Annotated in this window: 22 protein-coding genes, 1 tRNA gene and 1 pseudogene; 19 read left to right on the forward strand and 5 right to left on the reverse strand. The window is 63.9% G+C overall.

Going from position 1 to position 21,388, the window contains the following annotated elements; translation table 11 throughout:
• Positions 1-7: 7 nt before the first annotated feature.
• The 3 genes from G522_RS0112975 to menC form a co-directional block, all read right to left on the reverse strand.
• On the reverse strand, positions 8-1,414 hold the full coding sequence (locus G522_RS0112975) for a phosphohexomutase domain-containing protein (RefSeq protein WP_026791415.1): 1,407 nt from the start codon (positions 1,412-1,414) through the stop codon (positions 8-10).
• A gap of 133 nt (positions 1,415-1,547) precedes the next feature.
• Positions 1,548-2,288, reverse strand: a complete 741-nt coding sequence (locus G522_RS0112980; RefSeq protein WP_026791416.1) for a GNAT family N-acetyltransferase — start codon at positions 2,286-2,288, stop codon at positions 1,548-1,550.
• Complete coding sequence (gene menC, locus G522_RS0112985) at positions 2,285-3,403, reverse strand: o-succinylbenzoate synthase (protein WP_026791417.1); 1,119 nt, start codon at positions 3,401-3,403, stop codon at positions 2,285-2,287. The genes G522_RS0112980 and menC overlap by 4 nt, the downstream gene beginning before the upstream one ends.
• A gap of 115 nt (positions 3,404-3,518) precedes the next feature.
• Here menC and G522_RS26700 point away from each other — a divergent pair, with 115 nt between their 5' ends.
• Positions 3,519-4,478 carry a MurR/RpiR family transcriptional regulator gene (locus tag G522_RS26700; protein ID WP_051228596.1) on the forward strand — a complete coding sequence of 320 codons (960 nt, stop codon included), beginning with the start codon at positions 3,519-3,521 and terminating at the stop codon, positions 4,476-4,478.
• A gap of 113 nt (positions 4,479-4,591) precedes the next feature.
• On the opposite strand, the gene G522_RS0112995 is transcribed toward G522_RS26700, so the two are convergent.
• On the reverse strand, positions 4,592-4,735 hold the full coding sequence (locus G522_RS0112995; RefSeq protein WP_156886931.1) for a hypothetical protein: 144 nt from the start codon (positions 4,733-4,735) through the stop codon (positions 4,592-4,594).
• 431 nt (positions 4,736-5,166) lie between these two features.
• On the opposite strand from G522_RS0112995, the pseudogene G522_RS0113000 reads away from it, so the two are divergent.
• From G522_RS0113000 to G522_RS0113010, 3 genes and pseudogenes are all read left to right on the forward strand, one after another.
• Positions 5,167-5,409 (forward strand): annotated as a pseudogene (locus tag G522_RS0113000) (ion channel); the annotation flags it as partial.
• A 139-nt stretch (positions 5,410-5,548) separates the two neighbouring features.
• On the forward strand, positions 5,549-7,087 hold the full coding sequence (locus tag G522_RS0113005) for a YjjI family glycine radical enzyme (protein ID WP_026791420.1): 1,539 nt from the start codon (positions 5,549-5,551) through the stop codon (positions 7,085-7,087).
• Complete coding sequence (locus G522_RS0113010) at positions 7,080-7,949, forward strand: YjjW family glycine radical enzyme activase (RefSeq protein WP_026791421.1); 870 nt, start codon at positions 7,080-7,082, stop codon at positions 7,947-7,949. The genes G522_RS0113005 and G522_RS0113010 overlap by 8 nt, the downstream gene beginning before the upstream one ends.
• Before the next feature lie 46 nt (positions 7,950-7,995).
• Here the strand turns inward: G522_RS0113010 and G522_RS0113015 are convergent.
• Positions 7,996-8,085: transfer RNA gene (locus tag G522_RS0113015), tRNA-Ser, on the reverse strand.
• Positions 8,086-8,391: 306 nt separating this feature from the next.
• On the opposite strand from G522_RS0113015, the gene rplU reads away from it, so the two are divergent.
• The 15 genes from rplU to G522_RS26715 all read left to right on the forward strand — a co-directional run bounded on the left by rplU (position 8,392) and on the right by G522_RS26715 (position 21,386).
• Positions 8,392-8,712 (forward strand): 50S ribosomal protein L21, encoded by a 321-nt coding sequence (gene rplU / locus G522_RS0113020; RefSeq protein WP_245586652.1) that lies wholly within the window; start codon positions 8,392-8,394, stop codon positions 8,710-8,712.
• A gap of 113 nt (positions 8,713-8,825) precedes the next feature.
• On the forward strand, positions 8,826-9,095 hold the full coding sequence (gene rpmA, locus G522_RS0113025; RefSeq protein ID WP_026791423.1) for a 50S ribosomal protein L27: 270 nt from the start codon (positions 8,826-8,828) through the stop codon (positions 9,093-9,095).
• Between the two features lie 129 nt (positions 9,096-9,224).
• Entirely contained in the window at positions 9,225-9,923 is a 699-nt protein-coding gene (locus G522_RS26705) for a GNAT family N-acetyltransferase (RefSeq protein WP_051228597.1), read from the forward strand.
• A 145-nt stretch (positions 9,924-10,068) separates the two neighbouring features.
• On the forward strand, positions 10,069-10,671 hold the full coding sequence (locus tag G522_RS0113035) for a GNAT family N-acetyltransferase (protein WP_026791424.1): 603 nt from the start codon (positions 10,069-10,071) through the stop codon (positions 10,669-10,671).
• A 269-nt stretch (positions 10,672-10,940) separates the two neighbouring features.
• Positions 10,941-12,032, forward strand: coding sequence for a GTPase ObgE (gene obgE / locus G522_RS0113040; protein ID WP_026791425.1), 1,092 nt, complete (start codon positions 10,941-10,943; stop codon positions 12,030-12,032).
• Positions 12,016-13,167 (forward strand): glutamate 5-kinase, encoded by a 1,152-nt coding sequence (gene proB / locus G522_RS26710; protein ID WP_036839222.1) that lies wholly within the window; start codon positions 12,016-12,018, stop codon positions 13,165-13,167. The genes obgE and proB overlap by 17 nt, the downstream gene beginning before the upstream one ends.
• Positions 13,164-14,447 (forward strand): glutamate-5-semialdehyde dehydrogenase, encoded by a 1,284-nt coding sequence (locus G522_RS0113050; protein WP_425414063.1) that lies wholly within the window; start codon positions 13,164-13,166, stop codon positions 14,445-14,447. Before proB ends, G522_RS0113050 begins: the two co-directional genes overlap by 4 nt.
• Complete coding sequence (locus G522_RS0113055) at positions 14,444-15,049, forward strand: nicotinate-nucleotide adenylyltransferase (RefSeq protein WP_026791427.1); 606 nt, start codon at positions 14,444-14,446, stop codon at positions 15,047-15,049. Before G522_RS0113050 ends, G522_RS0113055 begins: the two co-directional genes overlap by 4 nt.
• A 116-nt stretch (positions 15,050-15,165) precedes the next feature.
• Positions 15,166-15,585, forward strand: a complete 420-nt coding sequence (gene rsfS, locus G522_RS0113060) for a ribosome silencing factor (protein ID WP_084633162.1) — start codon at positions 15,166-15,168, stop codon at positions 15,583-15,585.
• A gap of 184 nt (positions 15,586-15,769) precedes the next feature.
• On the forward strand, positions 15,770-16,252 hold the full coding sequence (gene rlmH / locus G522_RS0113065; protein ID WP_026791429.1) for a 23S rRNA (pseudouridine(1915)-N(3))-methyltransferase RlmH: 483 nt from the start codon (positions 15,770-15,772) through the stop codon (positions 16,250-16,252).
• 104 nt (positions 16,253-16,356) lie between these two features.
• A complete protein-coding gene (locus G522_RS0113070; RefSeq protein ID WP_036839224.1) occupies positions 16,357-17,709 on the forward strand; it encodes a murein hydrolase activator EnvC family protein in 1,353 nt (450 codons plus the stop codon).
• On the forward strand, positions 17,706-19,037 hold the full coding sequence (locus G522_RS0113075) for a S41 family peptidase (RefSeq protein WP_026791431.1): 1,332 nt from the start codon (positions 17,706-17,708) through the stop codon (positions 19,035-19,037). The genes G522_RS0113070 and G522_RS0113075 overlap by 4 nt, the downstream gene beginning before the upstream one ends.
• A 143-nt stretch (positions 19,038-19,180) precedes the next feature.
• Entirely contained in the window at positions 19,181-20,302 is a 1,122-nt protein-coding gene (locus G522_RS0113080) for a divergent polysaccharide deacetylase family protein (RefSeq protein WP_051228600.1), read from the forward strand.
• 8 nt (positions 20,303-20,310) lie between these two features.
• Positions 20,311-20,817 (forward strand): RNA pyrophosphohydrolase, encoded by a 507-nt coding sequence (locus tag G522_RS0113085; RefSeq protein WP_026791433.1) that lies wholly within the window; start codon positions 20,311-20,313, stop codon positions 20,815-20,817.
• Positions 20,814-21,386, forward strand: a complete 573-nt coding sequence (locus G522_RS26715; protein ID WP_051228601.1) for an RNA pyrophosphohydrolase — start codon at positions 20,814-20,816, stop codon at positions 21,384-21,386. The genes G522_RS0113085 and G522_RS26715 overlap by 4 nt, the downstream gene beginning before the upstream one ends.
• Positions 21,387-21,388: the final 2 nt, after the last annotated feature.

Below are 21,388 nucleotides of genomic sequence, written 5' to 3' on the forward strand. Positions count from 1 at the left end.
GTTTCTCTCAGACAGCAAAGTGGCGGTTGAGGGCGGCCAGCATGTCGGCAAGCAAGGCATCGGTCTTTGCAGCGCTGTCGGTCTCGACATAACAGCGAAGTTCCGGAGCGTTACCCGACTGCCGGAAATGGACGATGTCCCCATCCGGCAACACCAAGCGAAGCCCGTCCGTACGGTCAACGGCAACGGGGGCGGCGAGCCGCGGGTCGAGCGCAACGCGTGCCTCACGCGAACTATCGACGGCGGCGATCAGCTTCGCCCCGTCAGCAGGAGCGATCTTCTTGAGGCGGTCCGCTTTCATGACGCGCGGTGGCAGGTCCGCCACCAACGCCGACAGCGGCCTCTTCGCCTCGGCGGCAGCGACAAGGGCGGCAACCATCGGCAAGATGGCGTCGCGGGTTGGCAGGCGCGTCAGCGAACCAGCGGAAAGCGCAATGTCGCTTTCGGTCAGGAACCCGCCATTGGCCTCGAAGCCAACGACTGGCGCCGTTTTGGCAGCGGCCATACCGGCCACCACATAGGGCGAACCGATGCGGGTGCGAACGACGGTTTCGAACCAGCCGGTCATCTCGATGGCCGACGTCGAAGAAATGGGCGTCACCACCGTCTTGGCGCCGAGCCGCCGGGCCGTGAGGATGCCGAGCACATCGCCATTCACTTGGCGGCCGGCCTCGTCAATCACCAGTGGGCGGTCACCGTCGCCGTCAGTGGATACCACGGCGTCGAGCCGATGGGTGGCAATCTGATCTTTGGCACGGGAAAGATCGGCCGGATCAAGCGCCTCGGTATCGACGGCGATGAAGCGATCGGAGCGGCGGAACGGGAAGACTTCGGCGCCGAGGCCTTCGAGGATACGAGCGGTGAGATCGCGCCCCACAGCGGAATGGAGATCGAGCCCGATGCGCAACCCCGCAAGCGGCCGGCCGGAAAAGGCGTCGATGTAGCGGGCAACATAAGCTTCGGCGATGGCCGGATCGACCGGAGGCAGACTGCCGCCATCGGCGGCCAACATCTCGGCAAGCAGCGCCTCGGCACGTTCGCGCACCGGCGCCTCATCTTCTTTCAGAAATTCGCCATCGGGGCGGTAGAACTTGATGCCGTTATAGTCTTCGGGAATGTGGCTGCCGGTCACCATGACGGCCGGCGATTGGCGGGCCAGCGCGTAGGCGGCAAGCGCGGGGGTCGGCACATTACCCGCATAGACCGGTATCCGGCCAGCAGCGGAAATGGCGGCGGCGGCATAGCCGGCAATCTCCGGGCTGGATGCTCGGAGGTCCGCTCCAAGGTAGACCGTCCGCGACGACACGTTGGAGCAAATGACGTCTAGGAAAGCTCGTACATAAGCGGCCGTGGTGGAGCCGGTGAAATCAATGGCCGGGCCACGCAGACCCGACGTTCCAAAACTGACGGACATGGCATCTCACAATCAAGAGGGACGAGATCGAAAGAAGTCGTTGGAATCTATCGAAAGAACCGAAAAAGCCGAATACAGATCGTATGTAGTCTAGCGGACCGGTAGAGGCAATCCCGCTCAGGCCAACGCAGGTTCAGTTGCCTGGAAAACGTAATAGCAGATAGGCCGGTTCCCTGGCATCGACGCCGACAATAACGAAGCCGTCGGAGAAAGCAGCCTCTATCTCATCGCGTAACCTGAGACGTTCGGTATTTGCGGCGCTAGGGTCGGTCTTGAGCAATCCAGAGAAATCCGTCGGCAAAGCGATGCGCCGGGCGTCAGCCACCTCCTCAGCCGTCAGCATAGCCATCCCGGCACGGCAGCGCTCGTAACGATCGCCATTGAGCCGCCAATCGGCGAGGAGCCGATCGGAAGCGGTCCCGGCATTGATACCGCCCATTTCGCCATAATAATCGCGATGATAGGTCGCAGCCGTCGCGCCGAGACGGCCAATGTTGAGGGCGGCATTGGGCAGACGCAGCGGATCGTAGGTCCACCGCACCTGCTGGATGCCGCGCTGAAGACACCAGTCGGCTTGATAGAGCTTCAGTTTCAGGCCAAGCCCCAGGCCGCGCGCCTCGGCGCGCACGGCCAGGCGGTGCGAATGCTGCACGCCGGGTGTCGCCGTCGGAAAGGCGAAAATATAGCCGATCAGCCGATGGTCAAGAAAGGCGCCGGCGGCGAGGCCGCCCTCGGCCTGGATGACCATCATCAGGTCACCGGGATCGGTCTTGTCGTCCGGTCCCCAAACATCGCGCTGCAGTTCTTCAGCCGCGTGAAACTCGGCCATGCCCGCGAGATCGCGGATAATCGGCGGCACCTCGGAGGCACTCATGCCGAGAAAGTCCGGACCGATCGGGTCACATCATCGAGCAGATCACGATCGAGATGAACGCCGATGCCCGGCCCCGTCGGCACCGGCATGCGACCGTCGGTCGTTTCCAGTTTTTCCATGATGATATCGCGATGGAAATAGCGGCTCGCCGACGACGTGTCACCGGGCTTGCGGAAGTTGGGCAAGGTCGAGAGATGAATATTGTGGGCGCGACCGATGCCTGATTCCAACATGCCGCCGCACCAGACGGGAACGTCAAAGGCTGCGGCAATGTCGTGGACACGGATCGCTTCGGCGATGCCGCCGACGCGGCCGACCTTGATGTTGATGACGCGCGTCGCATCGGCTTGGAGTGCTCGCCGGGCGTGGCCGGCGCTTCGAATGCTTTCGTCCAGACAGATTGGGGTCCTGAGGCGACGTTGCAGCTGGGCGTGGTCGGCTATGTCGTCGTGGGCGAGCGGTTGCTCGACATATTCGAGATGGAAGTCGTCGAGCCGGCCGAGCACCGCCCAGTCGGAAAGGCGATAGGCACTGTTGGCGTCGACGGAGAGCTTGATCACTGGAAAGGCCCGACGCACCGCCTCCAATAGCTCGATATCATGGCCGGGCATGATCTTCAGCTTGATGCGCTTGTAGCCTTGCGCCACGTGGCTCTCCACGCGGGTGAGCGTCGCGTCGATCGGCCCGATGCCGAGTGACACGCCGACATCGACTGCATTGCCGGCCCCACCGATGAGAGTTTGGAGCGGCAGGTCGAGCCACTTGGCCCAGAGATCCCAGAAAGCCATCTCGACGGTGGCGAGCGCCATGCGGTTGCCGCGCCAGGGCGAAAGCAGCTTCTCCACCATGGCCGGGTTGTCGAACGATTGCCCCATCATTGACGGCAGAACTGTCTCGCCGATCAAGTCCATGGCACCGGCGATCGTCTCCTCGAGGAAGTCCGGCAGCGGATCCATGACGCCCTCGGCATAGCCTTCGAGCCCCCCGGCTGACAACGTCACCAGAGGGAAGACACGCTCGGTCATGGTGCCGGTTGAGATGGTAAAGGGATTGATCAGCGGCAGCCGGACGAGCCTCAGTTCGGCGCGCTCGATCGGCGGAAGAGAACGGGTCATCGGCAGGACCTCCGGGAAACTCTGGCGGACGGTAGGCTGCTGCAAGTTTCTTTGCAAGATTGACACCCGGCAATTTCCCTGTCAGCGTTCCAGTAAATCCTGAAGGGAGTTTGGCGTGAAAGAGCGGCGCGGCGCGAAGGAAACGGCGGGATCGGGCGCCGAGCTTCGGCGACGCATCGAAAAGAGCCTGGCCGCGGCGACGCGAACGGAGGCGGCCATTGCCGGCTTCTTTCTGAGTGATCTTGCCAGCCTACCCTTCGAAACGGCCGGCTCGGTCGCCCGTCGCATCGGCGTATCCGAAGCCTCGGTCGGCCGCTATTGCCGTGCCATCGGCTTCCGCCATTTCAAGGATCTCAAGGCATCGCTGAGAGATGACCTCGGCGACCGCGCCTTTCTGATGGGCGACCGGCTACGCGACTTCGCAGAGCGAAGTCGGGCGGGCGAAAGCAGTGCGCTCGAAAAGGAAATCGCGGCCATTGTTGCCAATCACGAACTGGCCGCAACGCCCGCCTTCCGCGCCGTGGCAGCGCGGATTGCGCGCGCCGGCAAGGTATTCGTCGCCGGCTTTCAGACCGAACGCGGCCACGCCCAGTATCTGGCCCATGGCCTTTCCTATCTTCGGCCGGACGTTCATCTGATGGATGCGGCGGACGGCACCTTTGCCGAGCTTCTGCTGGGCAGGCCTTCCGAAGCGGCGCTGGTCATCATCGAGGGCCGTCGTTATTCCCGCCTCGCCCGCCATCTCGGCATCGCCGCCCGTACCGCCGGCACGCACGTCACGCTGATCACCGATCCCTACTGTACCTGGGGTCGCGAAGCCGCCGACGAGGTGTTCACCGTCCGCACGGATTTCGATCAATTTTGGGATGTCACCTCGGCCATGGCGAGCCTGATCGGCCTCATCATCAACGCGGTGTTCGCCGAATTGGGACCGGATGTTGAAACGCGCCTCAGCGCGATGTCCAATCTTTATGATGACTTCATTGGTCATACCACGACGGTCGGGCGCGAACGCCTGACGCACCCATCAACGGCAAGCCGCCCACTCCACGGAGTCGAAAGCGACCCTAAATAGGCTGGATTATCTGGTGCTCAACGCAGAATTGGCCCGCTTACAGAAAAGCGAAGCGCCCGAAATCCTCGCGGATCGGGCGCATAAGATAAACGGCTGACGTCTGGTCGTCTCGGTCAGAGACCAGCAATCCGGCTGCTGCCGGCGCGAACATACTGACGCTCACGGAATTCCGAACCGAAGCCGCGCACATAGCGAGTGTCCCGCTCGACGGCGCGAGACTCGCGGAACGTCCTGTTGAGGGGAGCCTGGGCGAACATCTCGGTTTCCTTTCCTTCAGCCGAACGACCGTGTCCGACACCGCTCATATAGGCGCTGCGATACATATACGAAAGTCGTATTACCTGAACGCCGACCAAAGAAAATCTAAAGGCGGCATTAGCTTATCCTTTACCTTTCCGACAGGTACCCAACGACCTGGGCTGCCGGCCCCGATCGTCAGCCGTCGGCCGGAGATGGACAACCAGGCGGAACCCGTGCGTTTGGCTGAGGGTTGTTGTCGTGCCGACGGAAAGGGCCGAATCTCGCCACAAGCTCGGATGCCTGCCAGTCCTTGCTCTGGATAAAGGCGGCCCTAGTGAGGAATTGATCTATTGTGACGCCCGAACCGCCCGTCACTCCCCCTGCTCGTTCGCAGGTGCCGCCAACGGATGGTCCCAGCCTCGAGACCATTCTTGAATTCCACCGCCTAGCGACCGTCACCACCACCGGCTTCGGCGACATCACCCTGCCCGGAACGGCCGGCAAGCTGACGTCCATCGTCACCATGATCGTCGGGATCTCGCTGTTTGTGCGCCTCGCCCAGGCGCTGTTCCGTCCCTACAAGGTCACCTTCCGCTGCCCAAAATGCGCGCTGATGCGGCACGAGCCGAATGCGGTGCATCGCAAGGCGTGCGGTCATCTATTGGCGATCCCCGACGACGGCGACGAATGAACGCTGATGGGTATGCCGCAGCCGCTCATCGGTAACCCTCCGTCTGGACAAGCCGCCCTTTATCTCTCTTGATGCGCCAAATCATGGTCGCGCCGCCAGGAGCGGCGTATCATGCATGCGCAGACTATGAGGGACCGCTATGACCGAAATGCTGAGCCAGTTGCGCAGGATAGCGCAGGACCGAACCCTGAGCTTCAAGCAGAAGGAACATGCGCTGGCGGTCGAAGCCGAGAACATGCTGCCCTACGTGCTGCTCGACACCGAGACGCGTGCCGCGCTCGACGCTCGCATCATCTGCGACATGTACGAGGGAAACGCCCCCTATAAGCCGCGCTACGTGCTGCCCGACTATGAGGTGGTGCTGAAAAACGGCTCCGCCTATCTGGAACTGCCGAAGCCAGAAACGCTCGACGAGGCGATCAACACGCTGCAGATCGCCTATCACCACGTACCCTCGGTAACCGGCATGCCGGTGTTCATCGGCCATCTCGACGCGCTGCTGCTGCCCTTCTGCGACGGTGCCTCCGACGACGAGCTCTATCGCAAGATCAAGCTGTTCTGGCGCTACATCGACCGCGTGCTGCCGGACGCCTTCCTGCACGCCGACATTGGCCCCACCGACAACCGTGTTGCCCGCGCCATTCTGCGAGCCGATGCCGAGTTGAAGCAGGTCGCGCCTAACCTCACCTTCCTTTACGATCCGGAAGTCAGCGGCGAAGCCATGCTCCGGCTTTGCACCGACAACATCATCGCCTGCTCCAAGCCGCATATCGCCAACCACCCGATCCACCGCGAAGTATTCAACGAACCGGGCTACGCCATCGTCAGCTGCTACAACGCACTGCCGCTCAGGGGTGGTGCTGCCTCGCTTGCTCGCGTCAATCTCAAGAAGGTGGCCGAGGCGAGCGCCAACGAGGCCGACTTTTTCGACGTTCAGCTGCCGCGTTACGTCAATCTCAACGCCCGCCTTATGCGTGCCCGCATCGACTATCTGTTCCGGCAATCGGGATTCTTCGATGGCAACTTCCTGGTCGAGGAAGGCTGGATCGACAGGGATCGCTTCACGGCGATGTTCGGCATCTTCGCCATGGCCGAGGCCGTCAATCACCTGCAGGATCTCGCCGGCCGACCCGGCCGCTACGGTCATGATGCCGTCGCCAACGCGCTCGGCCACCGCATCTCGGCGCAGCTCGCAGATCTGGTCGCCCGCGAACCGATGGACCATGTCTGGCGTGGATTCGCCATGCTGCACGCCCAGGCCGGCCTTTCCAGCGACGCCGGCACCACACCCGGCGTGCGCATTCCCTATGGCAGCGAGCCAGATCCGGTCAGCCACGTGCAGGCACTCCTACCGCATCATCGGCACTATCTGTCCGGCGTCTCGGAAATCCTGACCCTCGACGAGACGGTGCGAGCCAACCCCGAGGCCGTATTCCAGCTTGCCAAGGGCGCCTTGCAGCTCGGCTTCCGTGAGTTCACCGCCAATATCGCCGGCAACGACCTGGTGCGCGTCACCGGTTTCATGATCCGCCTTTCCGACATCAGGCTTTACAACGCGGCGAAGGGATCGCGCGTCAACACCACGGCGCTCGGCGCCGAGGCGGCCGATACGGTGCATATCCTGGATCGCAAGCCCCGTGTCGTCGGGCTGGAGCTGATGGCGGGTTCCGGTGTCTGACGGCGTCGTCGCCGTCAGCAAGTTCCTGGCTTGGTCGGTGGTCGACGGGCCAGGAAACCGCTTCGTGCTGTTTCTGCAGGGCTGCAACTATCGCTGCGTCACCTGCCATAATCCGCATACCATCGGCGTCTGCAGCGACTGTGGCGCCTGCGTTGCCGTCTGTCCGTCGGGCGCCCTCACCAAGGCCGGCCGCAAGGTCGTCCACGATCCCAGCGTCTGCATCGCCTGCGACAGTTGCCTTGCCGCATGCCCGACCCGCGCCAATCCGATGGTGCGGCGCCTGACGGTGGACGATGTGCTCGACCTTCTCCGCCGCAATGCGCCCTTTCTCAACGGGCTCACCGTGTCGGGTGGCGAGGCGACGCTGCAACTTGGTTTTCTGATCGACCTGTTCACGGCCATCCGGGCAGCGCCGGACCTTGCACACCTCACGCTGTTCATTGACAGCAACGGCCATCTGCCGGCTGAAGGCTGGCACAAGGTGCTGCCGCTCACCGATGGGGTGATGCTCGACATCAAGGCTTTCGATCCCGAACGCCACCGCCGCTTGACCGGCGCCGACAACGATCTATCGCTGGCCTCGGCAAAGCTACTGGCGGGCGCTGGCAAGCTCTACGAACTGCGCTTCCTGCTGATTCCCGGCGAAACCGACCGGCCCGAAGAAATCGCCGCACTCGCGGCGCTGGCGCGCGACCTCGGCCCGGAGACGCGCCTGCGCCTCAATGCCTTCCAGCACCACGGCGTGCGCGGTCCGGCGGCGAACTGGTCACCGATGCCGCGCGATGGCGTTGAAGCAGCCGCCGTCACTCTGAAGGCCGCAGGCATTGCCGAAGTGGCCACGCCGTCGGTCTGGTTGCCCTGAGGCAAAGACGAGCGCCCACTATTCCATACGGGAAATGCTTGGAAAATGGCGGAGAGGGAGGGATTTGAACCCCCGATACCCTTGCGAGTATGCCGCATTTCGAGTGCGGTGCAATCGACCACTCTGCCACCTCTCCGCGGTGCTTTTTGGGACGTTGATCCCGGTCGAAAGCGGCGCGGACCATAACCGCGGGCAAAGCCTCTGGCAAGAGGGGCAAAAGCCGATGGGAAGGGTTTTTTGATGCGCCTAAAAGCTTAAGCGGCCACCTCATCCTCGTCAGCCGCCGAAATACCCCCTTCGGCGTTGACCGGCGTAGGCTTTCCGTGTAGGGAAAACGCGGCTTAATGGGAGCCCGGTCAATTGCCCGGGTTTTTTGTTTTGTCGATCCGTCGCGCGCCCGAAAGGTGCGGCGCGGCCAAAAACCATCTGAAGAAGGACTGGCATGACCATGTTCGCAGTGATCAAGACCGGCGGCAAGCAGTACAAGGTTGCCGTTGACGACGTATTCGACATCGAGAAGATCGAGCTTGAGGACGGCGCCGCCGTCACCTTCGAGGAAGTGCTGGCCGTCGGTTCCGACGCCGGTGTCACCCTTGGCGCCCCCACCGTTGCCGGCGCTACCGTCGTCGCCGAGGTGGTCGAGCAGACCCGCGGTCCCAAGGTGATCTCGTTCAAAAAGCGCCGTCGGCAGAATTCCAAGCGCAAGCGCGGTCACCGGCAGCTTCTGACCACGGTGAAGATCACCGCGATCAACGCCGCCTGACGAAATTTCGTTCCGGCCACACTACTGCCGGAACCTGACCCGATAACCGTCCATCAAGGTGTTGAGCACCGAACGGCTCCGCCAGCGGACGATACGACAGACAGGAGACTGAAATGGCTCACAAGAAGGCAGGCGGCTCGTCCCGCAACGGTCGCGATACGGCCGGTCGACGCCTCGGCGTGAAGAAGTTCGGCGGCGAAGCCGTCATTCCGGGCAACATCATTATTCGCCAACGCGGCACCCAGTGGCACCCGGGCGCCAACGTCGGCATGGGCGTCGATCACACGATCTTCGCTCTGACGGAAGGCAACGTGTCCTTCGCTACGAAAAGCAATGGCCGAGTCTACGTATCGGTCATGCCAACGACGGCGGCAGCTGAGTAAGCCGGATGGAGCTGAAGCGGCCCGCCGGCGTCCCACGGACCCGGACGGACCGCGCTTCTGGCGCGCGATGTGACAGGGGAAGTGGGACACCACTTCCCCTGATTTCATTTGGAGCGCGAGGAGAGCCCCATGTCCGAATTAAGCGAGATCGAGGAACCCGACAGTCCCTGCGGCTGGCCGTTGATGGCAGCGGTGAGGCCGGCCATCGAGACGCGGCGACTGATTCTGAGGCCGCCGGTCGACGATGATGCCGAGGCGATCGCCCGGCTTGCCAATTCGGCCGCAGTTGCTCGCAGCCTGGTGGGCATGCCCCATCCCTACCGCATCGAGCATGCCCGGCTCTGGCTTGCCGAGCCTGTGGACCCGCGCGGCCAGCGGCACCTCATCTGCCGGAAGGGTTTCGACGCGGCGCCGACACCGATCGGGGTGCTCACGCTCGACATGCACGGGCGGGCCGGACCCGGTTGGATCGGTTGTTGGCTCGGTGAACGCCACTGGGGACAAGGATTCGCAACAGAGGCCTGCCACGCTGCGATCGATTATGCCTTTGTTCACCAGAGACATGAGAGATTGTTGTTTGCCTGCAGGGTGACCAACCCGGCCGGACGACGGGTAATCGAGAAGTGCGGTTTCCAGATGGTGGCGCAGGAGCTGGCCTCGGTGGTCGGCAGCGGTGCCGCAGTGGCCATCGACCGCTTCCGCATCGATCGCAGTACCTGGGAGAGTATCAGGGCCTGGGAACCCTTGCGCGTCCATGACCACGAGGCCGAAAGAACCGAGTGGAGCGAGCGGCGCGGAGAGTTTCAGGCTCCGGTGGACCGAATTTGAATTCAGCGCCCCCCAGGGCTCGCGATCAAATTCCAGCCCCGCCGGAAACAAGTGAGTACTAGCGGTTGGACTTCCTACATCTATTCGGACGATTCATGTGCCGATGCAGATGGAAGAGCCCGGCCACTAGAGAAGTGAGTGCGGAATGAAGTTGCTTTCCGGTGCCTTTGGGTCCTGGCGGCCACGCGCGGTGCTCTCCCCGCGCATCGAGACAAGTCGTCTCGTTTTGCGGCCGCTTGAACCCGCCGATGCCGATGCCGTTGCGGTCTATCTCGATGACATCGAGGTAGCACGCTGGCTTGTGCGTGTGCCTCATCCGTTCACCACCGAAGACGCCACCGACTTTATTGCCCAATGCTGCACGACCGCCAGCCTTGGCACGGCAACAACGCTCGGCATTGTGATCCGCGGCCACGACCGCGCGATCGTGCGCGGCATCGTCGCGTTGCACAGCCTCGACACCCGGCCGGAGATCGGTTTTTGGCTCGGCCGTCCTTTCTGGGGGCATGGACTGATGAGTGAAGCGGTCGACGCAACGCTGACCTGGGCCTATGCCAACCTCGATGTCGACGCCATCACCGCCGGCGCCTTTCAGGGCAACATTGCCTCGCTGGCCATCCAGGCCCGCCAGGGCTTCGAGGTTATCGGCATGAGCCGCCGCCCGTCGCTGATCGAAGAGCGGCTGCTCGACCATGTCGATACGCGCCTCACACGGGCGCGCCACGCCGCCCGACCGTGGCGACCGTGACCCTCGGCTCGGCGTAATCCCAAAAATCCGTTCATTTTCGCCGCGCGATGCTCTAAAGCATGTCGCGCAAAGTATGCAGCGGTTTTGCGTGAGCGACATGCGCGAGACCAAAGATTAAAGCGGAGCGAGCGAGCCTGAAAAATCGCGATCCGCTTTAAGCGGCAAGTTGTGGCCCGCTTCGGAACGATGGGCAGCGCGGCCGTCATTTGAAATCTCAAGCTACCGGCAGCGCATGGCGCGGCCTCAGTTGCTATTCCAGGAAAGCCTCGATGAAATTTCTCGATCAAGCCAAGGTCTACGTCCGATCCGGCGATGGCGGTGCCGGTGCCGTGTCGTTCAGGCGGGAGAAGTTCATCGAGTTCGGCGGGCCGGATGGCGGTGACGGCGGTCGGGGCGGCGACGTCTGGGCCGAATGCGTCGGTGGCCTCAACACGCTGATCGATTATCGCTACCAGCAGCATTTTAAGGCCAAGACCGGTGGCCACGGCATGGGCCGCGACCGGCATGGGGCCAAGGGTGGCGACATTGTGCTGAAAGTGCCGGTCGGTACGCAGATCATCGAGGAAGATGGCGAGACGCTTCTTGCCGATATGGTCGAGATCGGCCAGCGCGTGCTGATTGCCAAGGGCGGCAACGGCGGCTTCGGCAACGCCTATTTCAAGACGTCGACCAACCAGGCGCCGCGCCGCGCCAACCCGGGTCTCCCGGGTGAGGAAAAATGGCTGTGGCTGCGCCTGAAGCTGATCGCCGACGCTGGCCTCGTCGGCCTGCCCAATGCCGGCAAGTCGACGTTCCTTGCCCGCACGACGGCCGCCAAGCCGAAAATCGCCGATTATCCCTTCACCACGCTGCACCCCGGTCTTGGTGTCGTCCGCATCGATGCCCGTGAATTCGTGCTCGCCGACATTCCCGGACTGATCGAGGGAGCCCACGAAGGTATTGGCCTCGGCGACCGCTTCTTGGGGCACGTCGAACGCTGCGGTGTGTTGTTGCATCTCGTCGATGCCAGCCAGGAGGACGTGGTCGGCGCCTGGCGCACGGTACGGGCCGAACTTCAGGCCTATGACGAAGCGCTCGGCGACAAGCCCGAGATCATCGCTCTGTCCAAATGCGAACTGGTGCCCGAAGAGGAGCTTGCCGCCAAAGCCAAGAAGCTGAAGCGGGCCGCCAAGGCAACACCCATTCTTCTGTCCGCCGTCACTGGCACCGGCGTCGAAGCGGTGCTGCGCGCCATGGCGACGGCAGTCGAGGCCAGCCGCGCCGAGAATGACGCATCGCGGGCCGCCACCGCCACTCGTATCTGGCAGCCCGTGTACCGCGATAGCGATGATGACAGAGACGACGATGACAACGACTATTGAAGCCTTCACCGGGCCGCTGGCCGGCTATCGCCACGTAGTGATCAAGATAGGCTCGGCCCTACTTGTCGAGGGGCGCTCCGGCACGTTGAAGCGAGCCTGGATGGAGAGCGTCGCCGCTGACGTCGCTCGTCTTCGGGCCGGCGGTGCCAGCGTGCTTCTCGTCTCCTCTGGTGCCATTGCCATGGGACGCGGCGTGTTGAAGCTGCCGAAGGGCAAGCTAAAGCTGGAAGATAGCCAGGCCGCCGCCGCCGTCGGCCAGATCGCGCTGGCCAAAGCCTGGGCCGAGGTGCTGGGCGATCATGGCATCACCGCCGGCCAGATTCTCCTCACCCTTGGCGATACCGAGGAACGCCGCCGCTATCTCAATGGCCGGGCCACCATCGGCAAGCTCCTGAAGTTGGGCGCCGTGCCGGTGATCAATGAAAACGACACGGTGGCCACCACCGAGATCCGCTATGGCGATAACGATCGGCTCGCCGCCCGCGTTGCCGCCATGATGGGCGCCGACCTCCTGGTTCTCCTGTCCGACATCGACGGTCTCTACACCGCACCGCCGCAGATCGACCCCAACGCCACGCTGATCCCGGTGATCGACCGCATCACGCCGGAAATCGAGGCCATGGCCGGTGGGGCCGCCTCGGAACTGTCGCGCGGCGGCATGAAGACCAAGATCGACGCCGGCAAGATTGCCACCGTCGCCGGCACGGCGATGATCATCGCCTCCGGCAAAGTTGCCGCACCGCTCTCCCGCGTCGACGCCGGCGGGCCGCATTCCCTGTTCCGCGCCGAGGCCAATCCGGTGACTGCCCGCAAGGCCTGGATTGCCGGTCACATCGAAGCGCCGGGCGTTCTCACCATCGACGCCGGCGCCGTCCGCGCACTGAAACAGGGCCGCAGCCTGCTGCCGCCCGGCGTGACGCGCGTTGATGGCGATTTCCACCGGGGCGACACGGTGATCGTCGTCGACGAGGCCGGTGTCGAGCTGGCCCGCGGCCTCGTTGCCTATGATGCCGTCGATGCACGTCGCATCCGCGGCCAGAATTCAGCTGTGATCGAAGACATCCTCGGCGCGCCCGGTCGTTCCGAAATGATTCATCGCGATGACCTTGTGCTGAAGGGTGACCTCGGAGACTGACCATGACCGCACTGACCGACGTTTCCGTTCATGACTTGATGGCCGACATCGGCCGGCGCGCCCGCGTCGCCGCCCGCCGCCTTGCCCGCGCTTCCACCAAGGAAAAGACGGCGGCGCTCACCGCGATGGCGGCAGAGGTGCGTGCCCGCGAGGCCGACATCCTCAAGGCCAACGCCTTGGATGTCGCGGCGATGAAGGAGAGTGGCGTCATCGCCTCCTTCCTGGATCGTGGCACGCTTGATCCTGCCCGCATCGAGGAGATCGCTCGGGCGCTTGAGGAAATCGCCGCCCTGCCCGATCCGGTCGGCCGCGTGCTGGCCGCCTGGACGCGACCGAATGGCCTTGCCATCGAGCGGGTGGCGACGCCGCTCGGCGTCGTCGGCATCATCTTCGAAAGTCGACCCAATGTGACGGCCGACGCTGGCGCGCTCTGCCTGATGGCCGGCAACGCCGCCATCCTGCGCTGCGGCTCCGATTCGATGCGCTCTTCGCAGGCCATCCTTGCCGCGCTGGCCGCTGGTCTTCGCACGGCCGGTCTGCCGGAGGACGCCATTCAGTTGGTACCGATCAAAGACCGCGCTGCCGTCGGTGAAATGCTGACAGGCCTGAACGGATCGATCGACGTCATCGTGCCGCGCGGCGGCAAGAGCCTCGTTGCCCGCGTGCAGACCGAGGCGCGCGTGCCGGTGTTCGCCCATCTCGAGGGCATCTGCCACATCTACATCGACAAAGCCGCCGATCTCGATATGGCGGTCACCGTCACCGTCAACGCCAAACTCAGGCGCGTCGGCGTTTGCGGTTCGGCCGAGACGCTGCTCGTCGACCGCGCCGTGGCAGACACTCACCTCCTGCCGATTTTGACCGCCCTCCACGAGCGTGGCTGCGAGATCCGGGCGACGGCGGAGATTCGCGCCCGATTCCCGTCGGCCGTGCCTGTGACGGAAGCCGACTGGTCGACCGAATATCTGGCGCCGATCATCTCGGTGGCGCTTGTCGATGGCGTCGATGCGGCCGTTGAGCACATCGAAACCTACGGCTCGCATCACACCGAGAGCATCATCACGGCCGATGAGGCGACCGCCGCCCACTTTCTTGCCAACGTCGATTCGGCCATCGTGCTGCACAATGCCTCAACGCAGTTTGCCGACGGCGGTGAATTCGGCATGGGAGCCGAGATCGGCATTGCCACCGGCAAGATGCATGCGCGCGGTCCGGTTGGCGTCGAACAGCTGACGTCGTTCAAGTATCGTGTGCACGGCAGGGGCCAGACGCGCCCGTGACGACACCCCGCCTTCCCGCCACGCTTGCCGGCATGCGCATCGGTCTTTACGGCGGGTCCTTCAACCCGCCGCACCGGGGCCACGCCCACGTGGCCCATCTGGCGCTTCAGCGGCTCGGGCTCGATCGTATCTGGTGGCTGGTCAGCCCCGGCAATCCCTTGAAGTCGACGGACGGCCTTCCGGACGTCGGCCAGCGGTTGGCCGCGGTGCGGCGGGTCGCCAAGCATCCGCGCGCCGTCGTCACCGACCTCGAAGCGCGGCTCGGCACCCGCTACACCATCGACTTTGTCCGTCGCTTGAAGGGGCTCAGACCCACAGTCCGCTTTGTGCTGGTGATCGGCGCCGACAATTGGGCGACCTTCCACCACTGGGGCGGCTGGCGGCAGATTGCCCAGATGGTGCCGATCGCCGTCATCGACCGGCCCGGCGCCACCTTCGCGGCGTTGTCCTCACCGGCCGCCCGCACATTTGCCGGCGCACGCATCGCCGAGCGCGACGGTCTTCTGCTGCCCAGCCTTACGCCGCCCGCCTGGATATTCATCGCCGGCGTCAAGGTGCCGCTGTCATCGAGCAACCTTCGACGCGCCGCCGGCCGGGCTTAGCCATTGGTCCCGGCGATCTTGAAAACGTCACCATCAAGGTTCATCCTTTTATGCATCGGCGATTGTCGGCATTGGGCCGTCCGCCGCGGACCACTTCACGAGGTGCACCCCTGAGTATGTCCTTCACTGAGGGCGCTTTCAGCGCCAACCCCTTTTCTGACGTCGCCGCGTTCTCGGGCGATGCCCCCCCTCTCCCGCGTTCTTTGCTCGACACGATTCTCACCAGCCTTGACGATGCCAAGGCCGAGGACGTTGTTGACATCGACGTTGCCGCCAAGACGCCGATCGCCGACCACATGGTGATCTGCACCGGTCGCTCCAGCCGCCACGTCGGTGCCATTTCCGACCATCTGGCCAAGGACCTCAAGGATGCGGGCTTCGGCAATGTCGCCATCGAGGGTCAACCTGCCTGTGACTGGGTGTTGATTGACGCAGGTTCGGTGATCGTTCACGTCTTCCGCCCGGAAGTCCGCGAGTTCTATCATCTTGAGAAGATGTGGGCGCCCGACCCGGCCCCTCAAACCGGCCGTCGTTGAGGTGCCCGCCCGGAAAGATTCCGTCTTTCTTGGCAAAGCGGCTGCCTGAACTGGAACAAACCGCTCGGAGAAGCTTTCCGGAATTGCGGATGCTCCAAAACGGTTCGGAAGCTTCTCATGACCCCGACGCGCGGGGCCGTTGGCCCCGCCGATATGGCGCGTGCGCCTGATAAGACAGAGACTGATGCGCATCGCCATTCATGCTGTTGGAAAACTGAAGGCCGGCCCTGAGCGGGAGCTCGCCGACCGCTACCTCGACCGTGCCGACAAGGCTGGCCGCGCCATTGGGTTTTCCTCGGTCACCGCCCGCGAGATCGTCGAAAGCCGCGCACGCGAGGCAGTGCAGCGCAAGGAAGAAGAAGCACGTGAGCTTCTGACCGACCTGCCACCGGGCGCCCTGCTGATCGCCCTGGACGAACGGGGTGATTCGCCGACCTCCGAGCGATTCGCTCAAATGCTTGGTGAGGCCCGCGATCGCGGTACGCCCAACACCGTTCTGCTCATCGGCGGACCGGATGGCCATGGGCAAGAGCTGCTGTCACGCGCCGGCCACCGCATTTCCTTTGGCCGGCTGACTTGGCCGCATCAAATCGTCCGCATTCTTGCCGCAGAGCAGGTCTATCGTGCAGTCACCATCTTGAGTGGCCATCCCTATCATCGGCCCTGACCTGTCCGACGTTTGTCCCATCGATCCTTGGTTGACGAAGCGTTAACGGAAAGGCCGATAGGTTCGGCCGCTCGACCGCACAGCCACCGGACAGCTCATCGTCTATGCCGCCCCAAACGCGACGTCCCGGAGCCTGCCGCCTTGCCATCGCCGCCATCGTCGCGGCGATGCCTAGCTATGCCATGGCTCAGGAGGGCCTGCCGCCCGAGGCAACGGCTTTTGCGCCGGCAACCAGCTCAATCCGACCGGCCGCGTTGTCCAACAGCACCGTCGACTCCGATCAGGTAGAAGCCGAACGGGCACTGAAGGACCAGGAACTGGCCAAGCTTCGCAGTTCCATGGAGTTGTCGGCTGAAAAACAGGCGGAGATTGCCGCCGAAATCGCCGGCCTGTCCCGCGATCAGCAGGCTCTCAACGATCAGCTCGTCACCTCGGCAGCCCGTGTTCAGGCGCTTGAGCAGTCGATTACCGACAGCGAAGAGCGTCTGGCCCGCGGTGCCGATAATGAGGCCCGAATCCGCGCCTCGCTCGTTGCCCGCCGGGACGTGTTGATCGCCGTGCTGTCTACCGCCCAGCGTATTGGCCGCCAACCGCCGCCGGCGCTGGTCGTCAGCCCTGAGGATGCGCTGAAGGCCGTGCGCTCGGCGGTCGTGGTCGGCGCCGTGCTGCCGGAGATTCGGCTTGAAGCGGAAGCCCTGCAATCCGATCTCGATGCTCTCGTCACCGAAAGAACCCGCGCCGCCGCCGAACGCGATCGTCTCAGGGCCGATGCCGCGGCCATTGCCGAGGAGCGGCAGCGTTTAACGCTGCTCATTGACAAGAAAAAAACCGAGAGCGAAGCACGATCTGCCGACCTCGCGGCCGAGAAGGCCCGCGCCGAGGAACTGGCCAAGCATGCCCGCAGCCTCGAAGAGCTGATCGCCGGCATGAAGAAGGCGCTGCCGGCAAGCCGCATCGAATCATCTCCCCCCACGGCAGCTGCGCCTGGCAGCGGCCGTCTCGGACCGGCTATCGCCTTTGCAGACGCCAAGGGACGATTGATTCTGCCTGTGCGCGGCGTCAATCTGCAAACCTTCGGCGACGACAACGGCTTTGGAGGCGTCTCGCAGGGCCAGTCGATCGCTACTCGCGCCGGTGCTCGCGTGGTTTCGCCGGCCGATGGTCGCGTCGTCTACGCCGGACCGTTCCGTTCTTACGGACAGCTCTTGATCCTCGACGCTGGCGACGACTATCATATCGTGCTTGCCGGCATGGAACGGATCGACGTCCAGCTGGACCAATTTGTTTTGACGGGCGAGCCTGTCGGTGTCATGGGAAACCAGCGGCTGGCCAGCGCCGCCGCGCTGGATGCCAGCGTCACGCAGCCCGTGCTTTACGTCGAATTTCGCAAAGGTGGAACTTCGATCGATCCCTCCCCCTGGTGGGTCGCATCGCAGGATCGGAAGGTCAGCGGATGATCAAAAAACTGTCGCTACTCGCAGCGGGTGCCGTTCTTGGTGCCGGCGTTACCACCCTGACCCTCGAGCACCGTCTGCCCGGCTTCGGGTCTGCCGTGGCTGCTGGCGTCGATACCTATCGCCAGCTCAACCTGTTCGGCGACGTGTTCGAGCGCATCCGGTCCGACTATGTCGAGGAACCCAATGAGCCCGACCTGATCGAAGCGGCGATCAATGGCATGCTCACGTCGCTCGACCCGCATTCCAGCTATATGAATGCCAAGAGCTATCAGGACATGCAGGTCCAGACCAAGGGCGAGTTCGGCGGGCTCGGCATTGAGGTCACGATGGAGGACGGCGTCGTCAAGGTGGTGACGCCGATCGACGATACGCCTGCCACAAAGGCCGGTATCCGCGCCGGTGATCTGATCACGGCCATCGACGGTACCGACGTGAAGGGCCTCACCCTCAACGACGCAGTCGACAAGATGCGGGGACCGATCAACTCCTCGATCACCCTCACCATAGTGCGCGGCACCGACAAGCCATTCGACGTCAAGATCGTGCGTGACGTCATCAAGATGCAGTCGGTGCGCTACGAGGTGAAGGACGATGTCGGCTATATCCGCATCTCCCAGTTCACCGCCCAGACCTTCGACGGTCTCAAGACGGCCATCGACAAGATCGACGCCGCCATCCCCGCGGACAAGCTCAAGGGCTATGTGCTCGACCTGCGCAACGATCCGGGCGGCCTGCTCGATCAGGCGATCGCCGTCTCGGACGCCTTCCTCGACAAGGGCGAAATCGTCTCGACACGCGGCCGCCACGATAGCGATACCCGCCGCTACGCTGCCAAGGCTGGCGAGCTGGTGGGCGACAAGCCGCTGATCGTGCTGATCAACGGCGGTTCGGCATCGGCGTCGGAGATTGTCGCCGGCGCGCTGCAGGATCACCGCCGGGCGACAATTCTGGGCACGCGTTCCTTCGGCAAGGGATCGGTGCAGACCATCATCCCACTGGGCTCGAACGGCGCCATCCGCCTGACCACCGCCCGTTACTACACGCCGTCCGGCAACTCGATCCAGGCCAAGGGCATCCACCCGGACATCGAAGTGCTCCAGGACCTGCCCGAGGACCTCAAGGATCAGGTCACCGAGACCAAGGGCGAAGCTTCGCTGAAGGGTCACCTCAAGAGCGAGACCGAGGGCGCTGAGGGGTCTGGCAGCCAAGCCTACGTGCCGCCCGACCCCAAGAACGACAAGCAGCTCAACCTGGCGCTTGACCTGTTGCGTGGGCTTCAGGCCAACGCCGCCTTCCCGCCGAAGGGCGACGACCCCGTCGCCAATTGACGGACCGATAGCCGAAAATGCCGGGCCGGAGTTCATCTCCGGCCCGTTGTCATTTCAGCGGCATACCGTGATGCTTCGGATTGAACTAAGCTGCTGCGGTTGACCGAATCAGGGCGGTCGCCAGTAGCCGGATCGCACGCGCCATGAACGACCTGACCAACCCCCTTGGCTTCGGCGGCCCCAGCGGCCGAAAGCTTCGCCTACCGGTGGGCGCCATTGCCGCCGTCATCACGGCGAGCCTGTTTGCCGGCCTTGCCGTCTGGCTGATGGTGGTGAGCGATCCGCTTGGTGGCGAGCCCTATGCCCGGGCCAAGATCGAGACGTCCGAGACCGGCTATGCTCGTGCCGATATCGCCACGGTGGGCGTCAAGTCGGGCACTGGTGAGTTGTTGCCGCCACCATCCGAGATCAAGCCGGACGCCGGCGTGATGGTTGAGGGCCCCACCGACGCCAAGGCGACGGTGGCGCTGCCGATCGAGGCCGACGCCGCGCTCATCGAGACATCGCCTTTCGGCCCGCTGCCGCGCGTTGCCGCCGATGGCCGCAAGCCGGTCGATGTCTACGCTCGCCCGGTTCCGAGCTTCGTTGGCGCTTCGCCGAAAATCGCCATCGTAGTCGGCGACCTCGGCCTCAGCCAGACCGGAACGCAGGAAGCGCTCGCCAAGCTGCCGGCCGAAGTGACGCTCGGCTTCGCCCCTTATGGCGCCAGCCTCGACCGCTGGACCGCCAAGGCGCGGCAGGACGGTCACGAACTTCTGCTGCAGGTGCCGCTCGAACCCTTCGACTATCCCGACAACGATCCCGGTGAAAACACGCTGCTGGTCGGCAAGGATACGCGCCAGAACATCGAGAATTTGCACCGGGTGATGGCCCGCCTCACGACCTATGTCGGCGTCGTCAACTATATGGGCGCTCGTTTCACGTCAGAAGCCGCCGCTCTCGATCCGGTGATGCAGGAGATCGCGCTACGCGGACTTCTCTATCTCGACGATGGCAGTTCGCCGCGCAGCGTTGCCGAACAGTCGGCAGGCAAGTCCAAGACGACTTTCGCCAAGGCCGATCTGATCATCGACGCGGTACCGACGCCCAATGAGATCACCGCTCGCCTTGCCCAGCTTGAGCAGATCGCCCGCACGCGCGGCCTTGCCGTTGGCGTTGCCAGTGCCCGACCGGCGACGCTGAAGGCGCTGGCAGATTGGACGGGCGGTCTCGACGGGCGTGGCATCACGCTGGTGCCAATCAGCGCCGTTCCCCACCAGAACTGAGATAATTTATGACTTCCCGAGCCGATCTTCCCTACCGCCCCTGTGCAGGGGCCGTGTTGATCAACCGCGCCGGCCTTGTTTTCGTCGGCCACCGTGCCGACCTCGAAGGCGCACCGGACGCTGCCCCCTGGCAGATGCCTCAGGGCGGCATCGACGACGGTGAAACCCCGTTCGATGCAGCGCGCCGTGAACTCTGGGAGGAGACGTCGGTCCGCTCGGTCGAACTCTTGGGCGAGGCACCGGAGTGGTACCGCTACGACATTCCCGACGCGCTCGCCACGGGCCGCTTTCAGCGGAAATGGCGCGGCCAGACACAGAAGTGGTTCGCTTTTCGCTTTCTCGGCGATGATAGTGAAATTGATATCCTGAAGCCGGGCGGCGGCGCCCATCCGGCCGAGTTCTCCCGCTGGGCCTGGAAGCCGCTCGCGGAGGTGCCAAGCCTCGTCGTCGCCTTCAAGCAGCCGATTTATGAGAAGCTCGCGGTCGCCTTCGCCGATCTGGCGGTGCCGGCATGACCGCTCGCCTGCCTGCCGCCCTCGCGCCGCCGGCCCCGGCGGAGCGCGACCCTCTCTCGCCCGACCTGCCCTACCGACCGAACGTCGGCATCTGCCTGTTCAACGCCGAAGGACTGGTATTTGCCGGCAGAGCCTACGCTAACCCGTTCGGCTGGCCCGATCCGGAGATTTTCTCCGACGGCGCCGACTGGGCGCTACCACAGGGGGGCATCGACGCCGGTGAAGATATCGTCGCCGCCGCGCGCCGCGAACTCTGGGAAGAGACCGGCGTCACCAGCGCAAAGCTGATCGCCGTGACCGATGACTGGTGGAGCTACGATTTCCCCGTTCGCGGCGCCAGAATCCACAAGCTCCATCCCTTCCGCGGTCAACGTCAGCGCTGGGCCGCCTTCCGCTTTACCGGCAGCGACGACGAAATTACGGTCATGGCCGCCCACACCGACGAGCCGCCGGAGTTTCTCGAGTGGCGCTGGCGGCCGCTCGCCGAACTGCCGTCGGTCGCCCCGCTGCATCGGCGGCCGCAATATGCGCGCGTGCTGAATGCTTTCGGGGATATCGGCCCGGTTTGAAC

This window comes from Pleomorphomonas oryzae DSM 16300 (assembly GCF_000422965.1).
Classification (GTDB): Bacteria; Pseudomonadota; Alphaproteobacteria; order Rhizobiales; family Pleomorphomonadaceae; genus Pleomorphomonas; species Pleomorphomonas oryzae.

Bases quoted from the DNA above. Each gene is read 5' to 3' on its own strand.
- G522_RS26715 (WP_051228601.1), top strand. From the start codon at position 20,814: ATGACCGCTCGCCTGCCTGCCGCCCTCGCGCCGCCGGCCCCGGCGGAG.
- G522_RS0113075 (WP_026791431.1), top strand. From the start codon at position 17,706: ATGATCAAAAAACTGTCGCTACTCGCAGCGGGTGCCGTTCTTGGTGCC.
- G522_RS0113085 (WP_026791433.1), top strand. From the start codon at position 20,311: ATGACTTCCCGAGCCGATCTTCCCTACCGCCCCTGTGCAGGGGCCGTG.
- rplU (WP_245586652.1), top strand. From the start codon at position 8,392: ATGACCATGTTCGCAGTGATCAAGACCGGCGGCAAGCAGTACAAGGTT.
- menC (WP_026791417.1), bottom strand. From the start codon at position 3,403: ATGACCCGTTCTCTTCCGCCGATCGAGCGCGCCGAACTGAGGCTCGTC.
- rpmA (WP_026791423.1), top strand. From the start codon at position 8,826: ATGGCTCACAAGAAGGCAGGCGGCTCGTCCCGCAACGGTCGCGATACG.
- G522_RS0112980 (WP_026791416.1), bottom strand. From the start codon at position 2,288: ATGAGTGCCTCCGAGGTGCCGCCGATTATCCGCGATCTCGCGGGCATG.
- G522_RS0113005 (WP_026791420.1), top strand. From the start codon at position 5,549: ATGACCGAAATGCTGAGCCAGTTGCGCAGGATAGCGCAGGACCGAACC.
- G522_RS0113070 (WP_036839224.1), top strand. From the start codon at position 16,357: ATGCCGCCCCAAACGCGACGTCCCGGAGCCTGCCGCCTTGCCATCGCC.
- G522_RS26705 (WP_051228597.1), top strand. From the start codon at position 9,225: ATGTCCGAATTAAGCGAGATCGAGGAACCCGACAGTCCCTGCGGCTGG.
- rlmH (WP_026791429.1), top strand. From the start codon at position 15,770: ATGCGCATCGCCATTCATGCTGTTGGAAAACTGAAGGCCGGCCCTGAG.
- rsfS (WP_084633162.1), top strand. From the start codon at position 15,166: ATGTCCTTCACTGAGGGCGCTTTCAGCGCCAACCCCTTTTCTGACGTC.
- G522_RS0113035 (WP_026791424.1), top strand. From the start codon at position 10,069: ATGAAGTTGCTTTCCGGTGCCTTTGGGTCCTGGCGGCCACGCGCGGTG.
- proB (WP_036839222.1), top strand. From the start codon at position 12,016: ATGACAACGACTATTGAAGCCTTCACCGGGCCGCTGGCCGGCTATCGC.
- G522_RS0113080 (WP_051228600.1), top strand. From the start codon at position 19,181: ATGAACGACCTGACCAACCCCCTTGGCTTCGGCGGCCCCAGCGGCCGA.
- obgE (WP_026791425.1), top strand. From the start codon at position 10,941: ATGAAATTTCTCGATCAAGCCAAGGTCTACGTCCGATCCGGCGATGGC.
- G522_RS0112995 (WP_156886931.1), bottom strand. From the start codon at position 4,735: ATGTTCGCCCAGGCTCCCCTCAACAGGACGTTCCGCGAGTCTCGCGCC.
- G522_RS0112975 (WP_026791415.1), bottom strand. From the start codon at position 1,414: ATGTCCGTCAGTTTTGGAACGTCGGGTCTGCGTGGCCCGGCCATTGAT.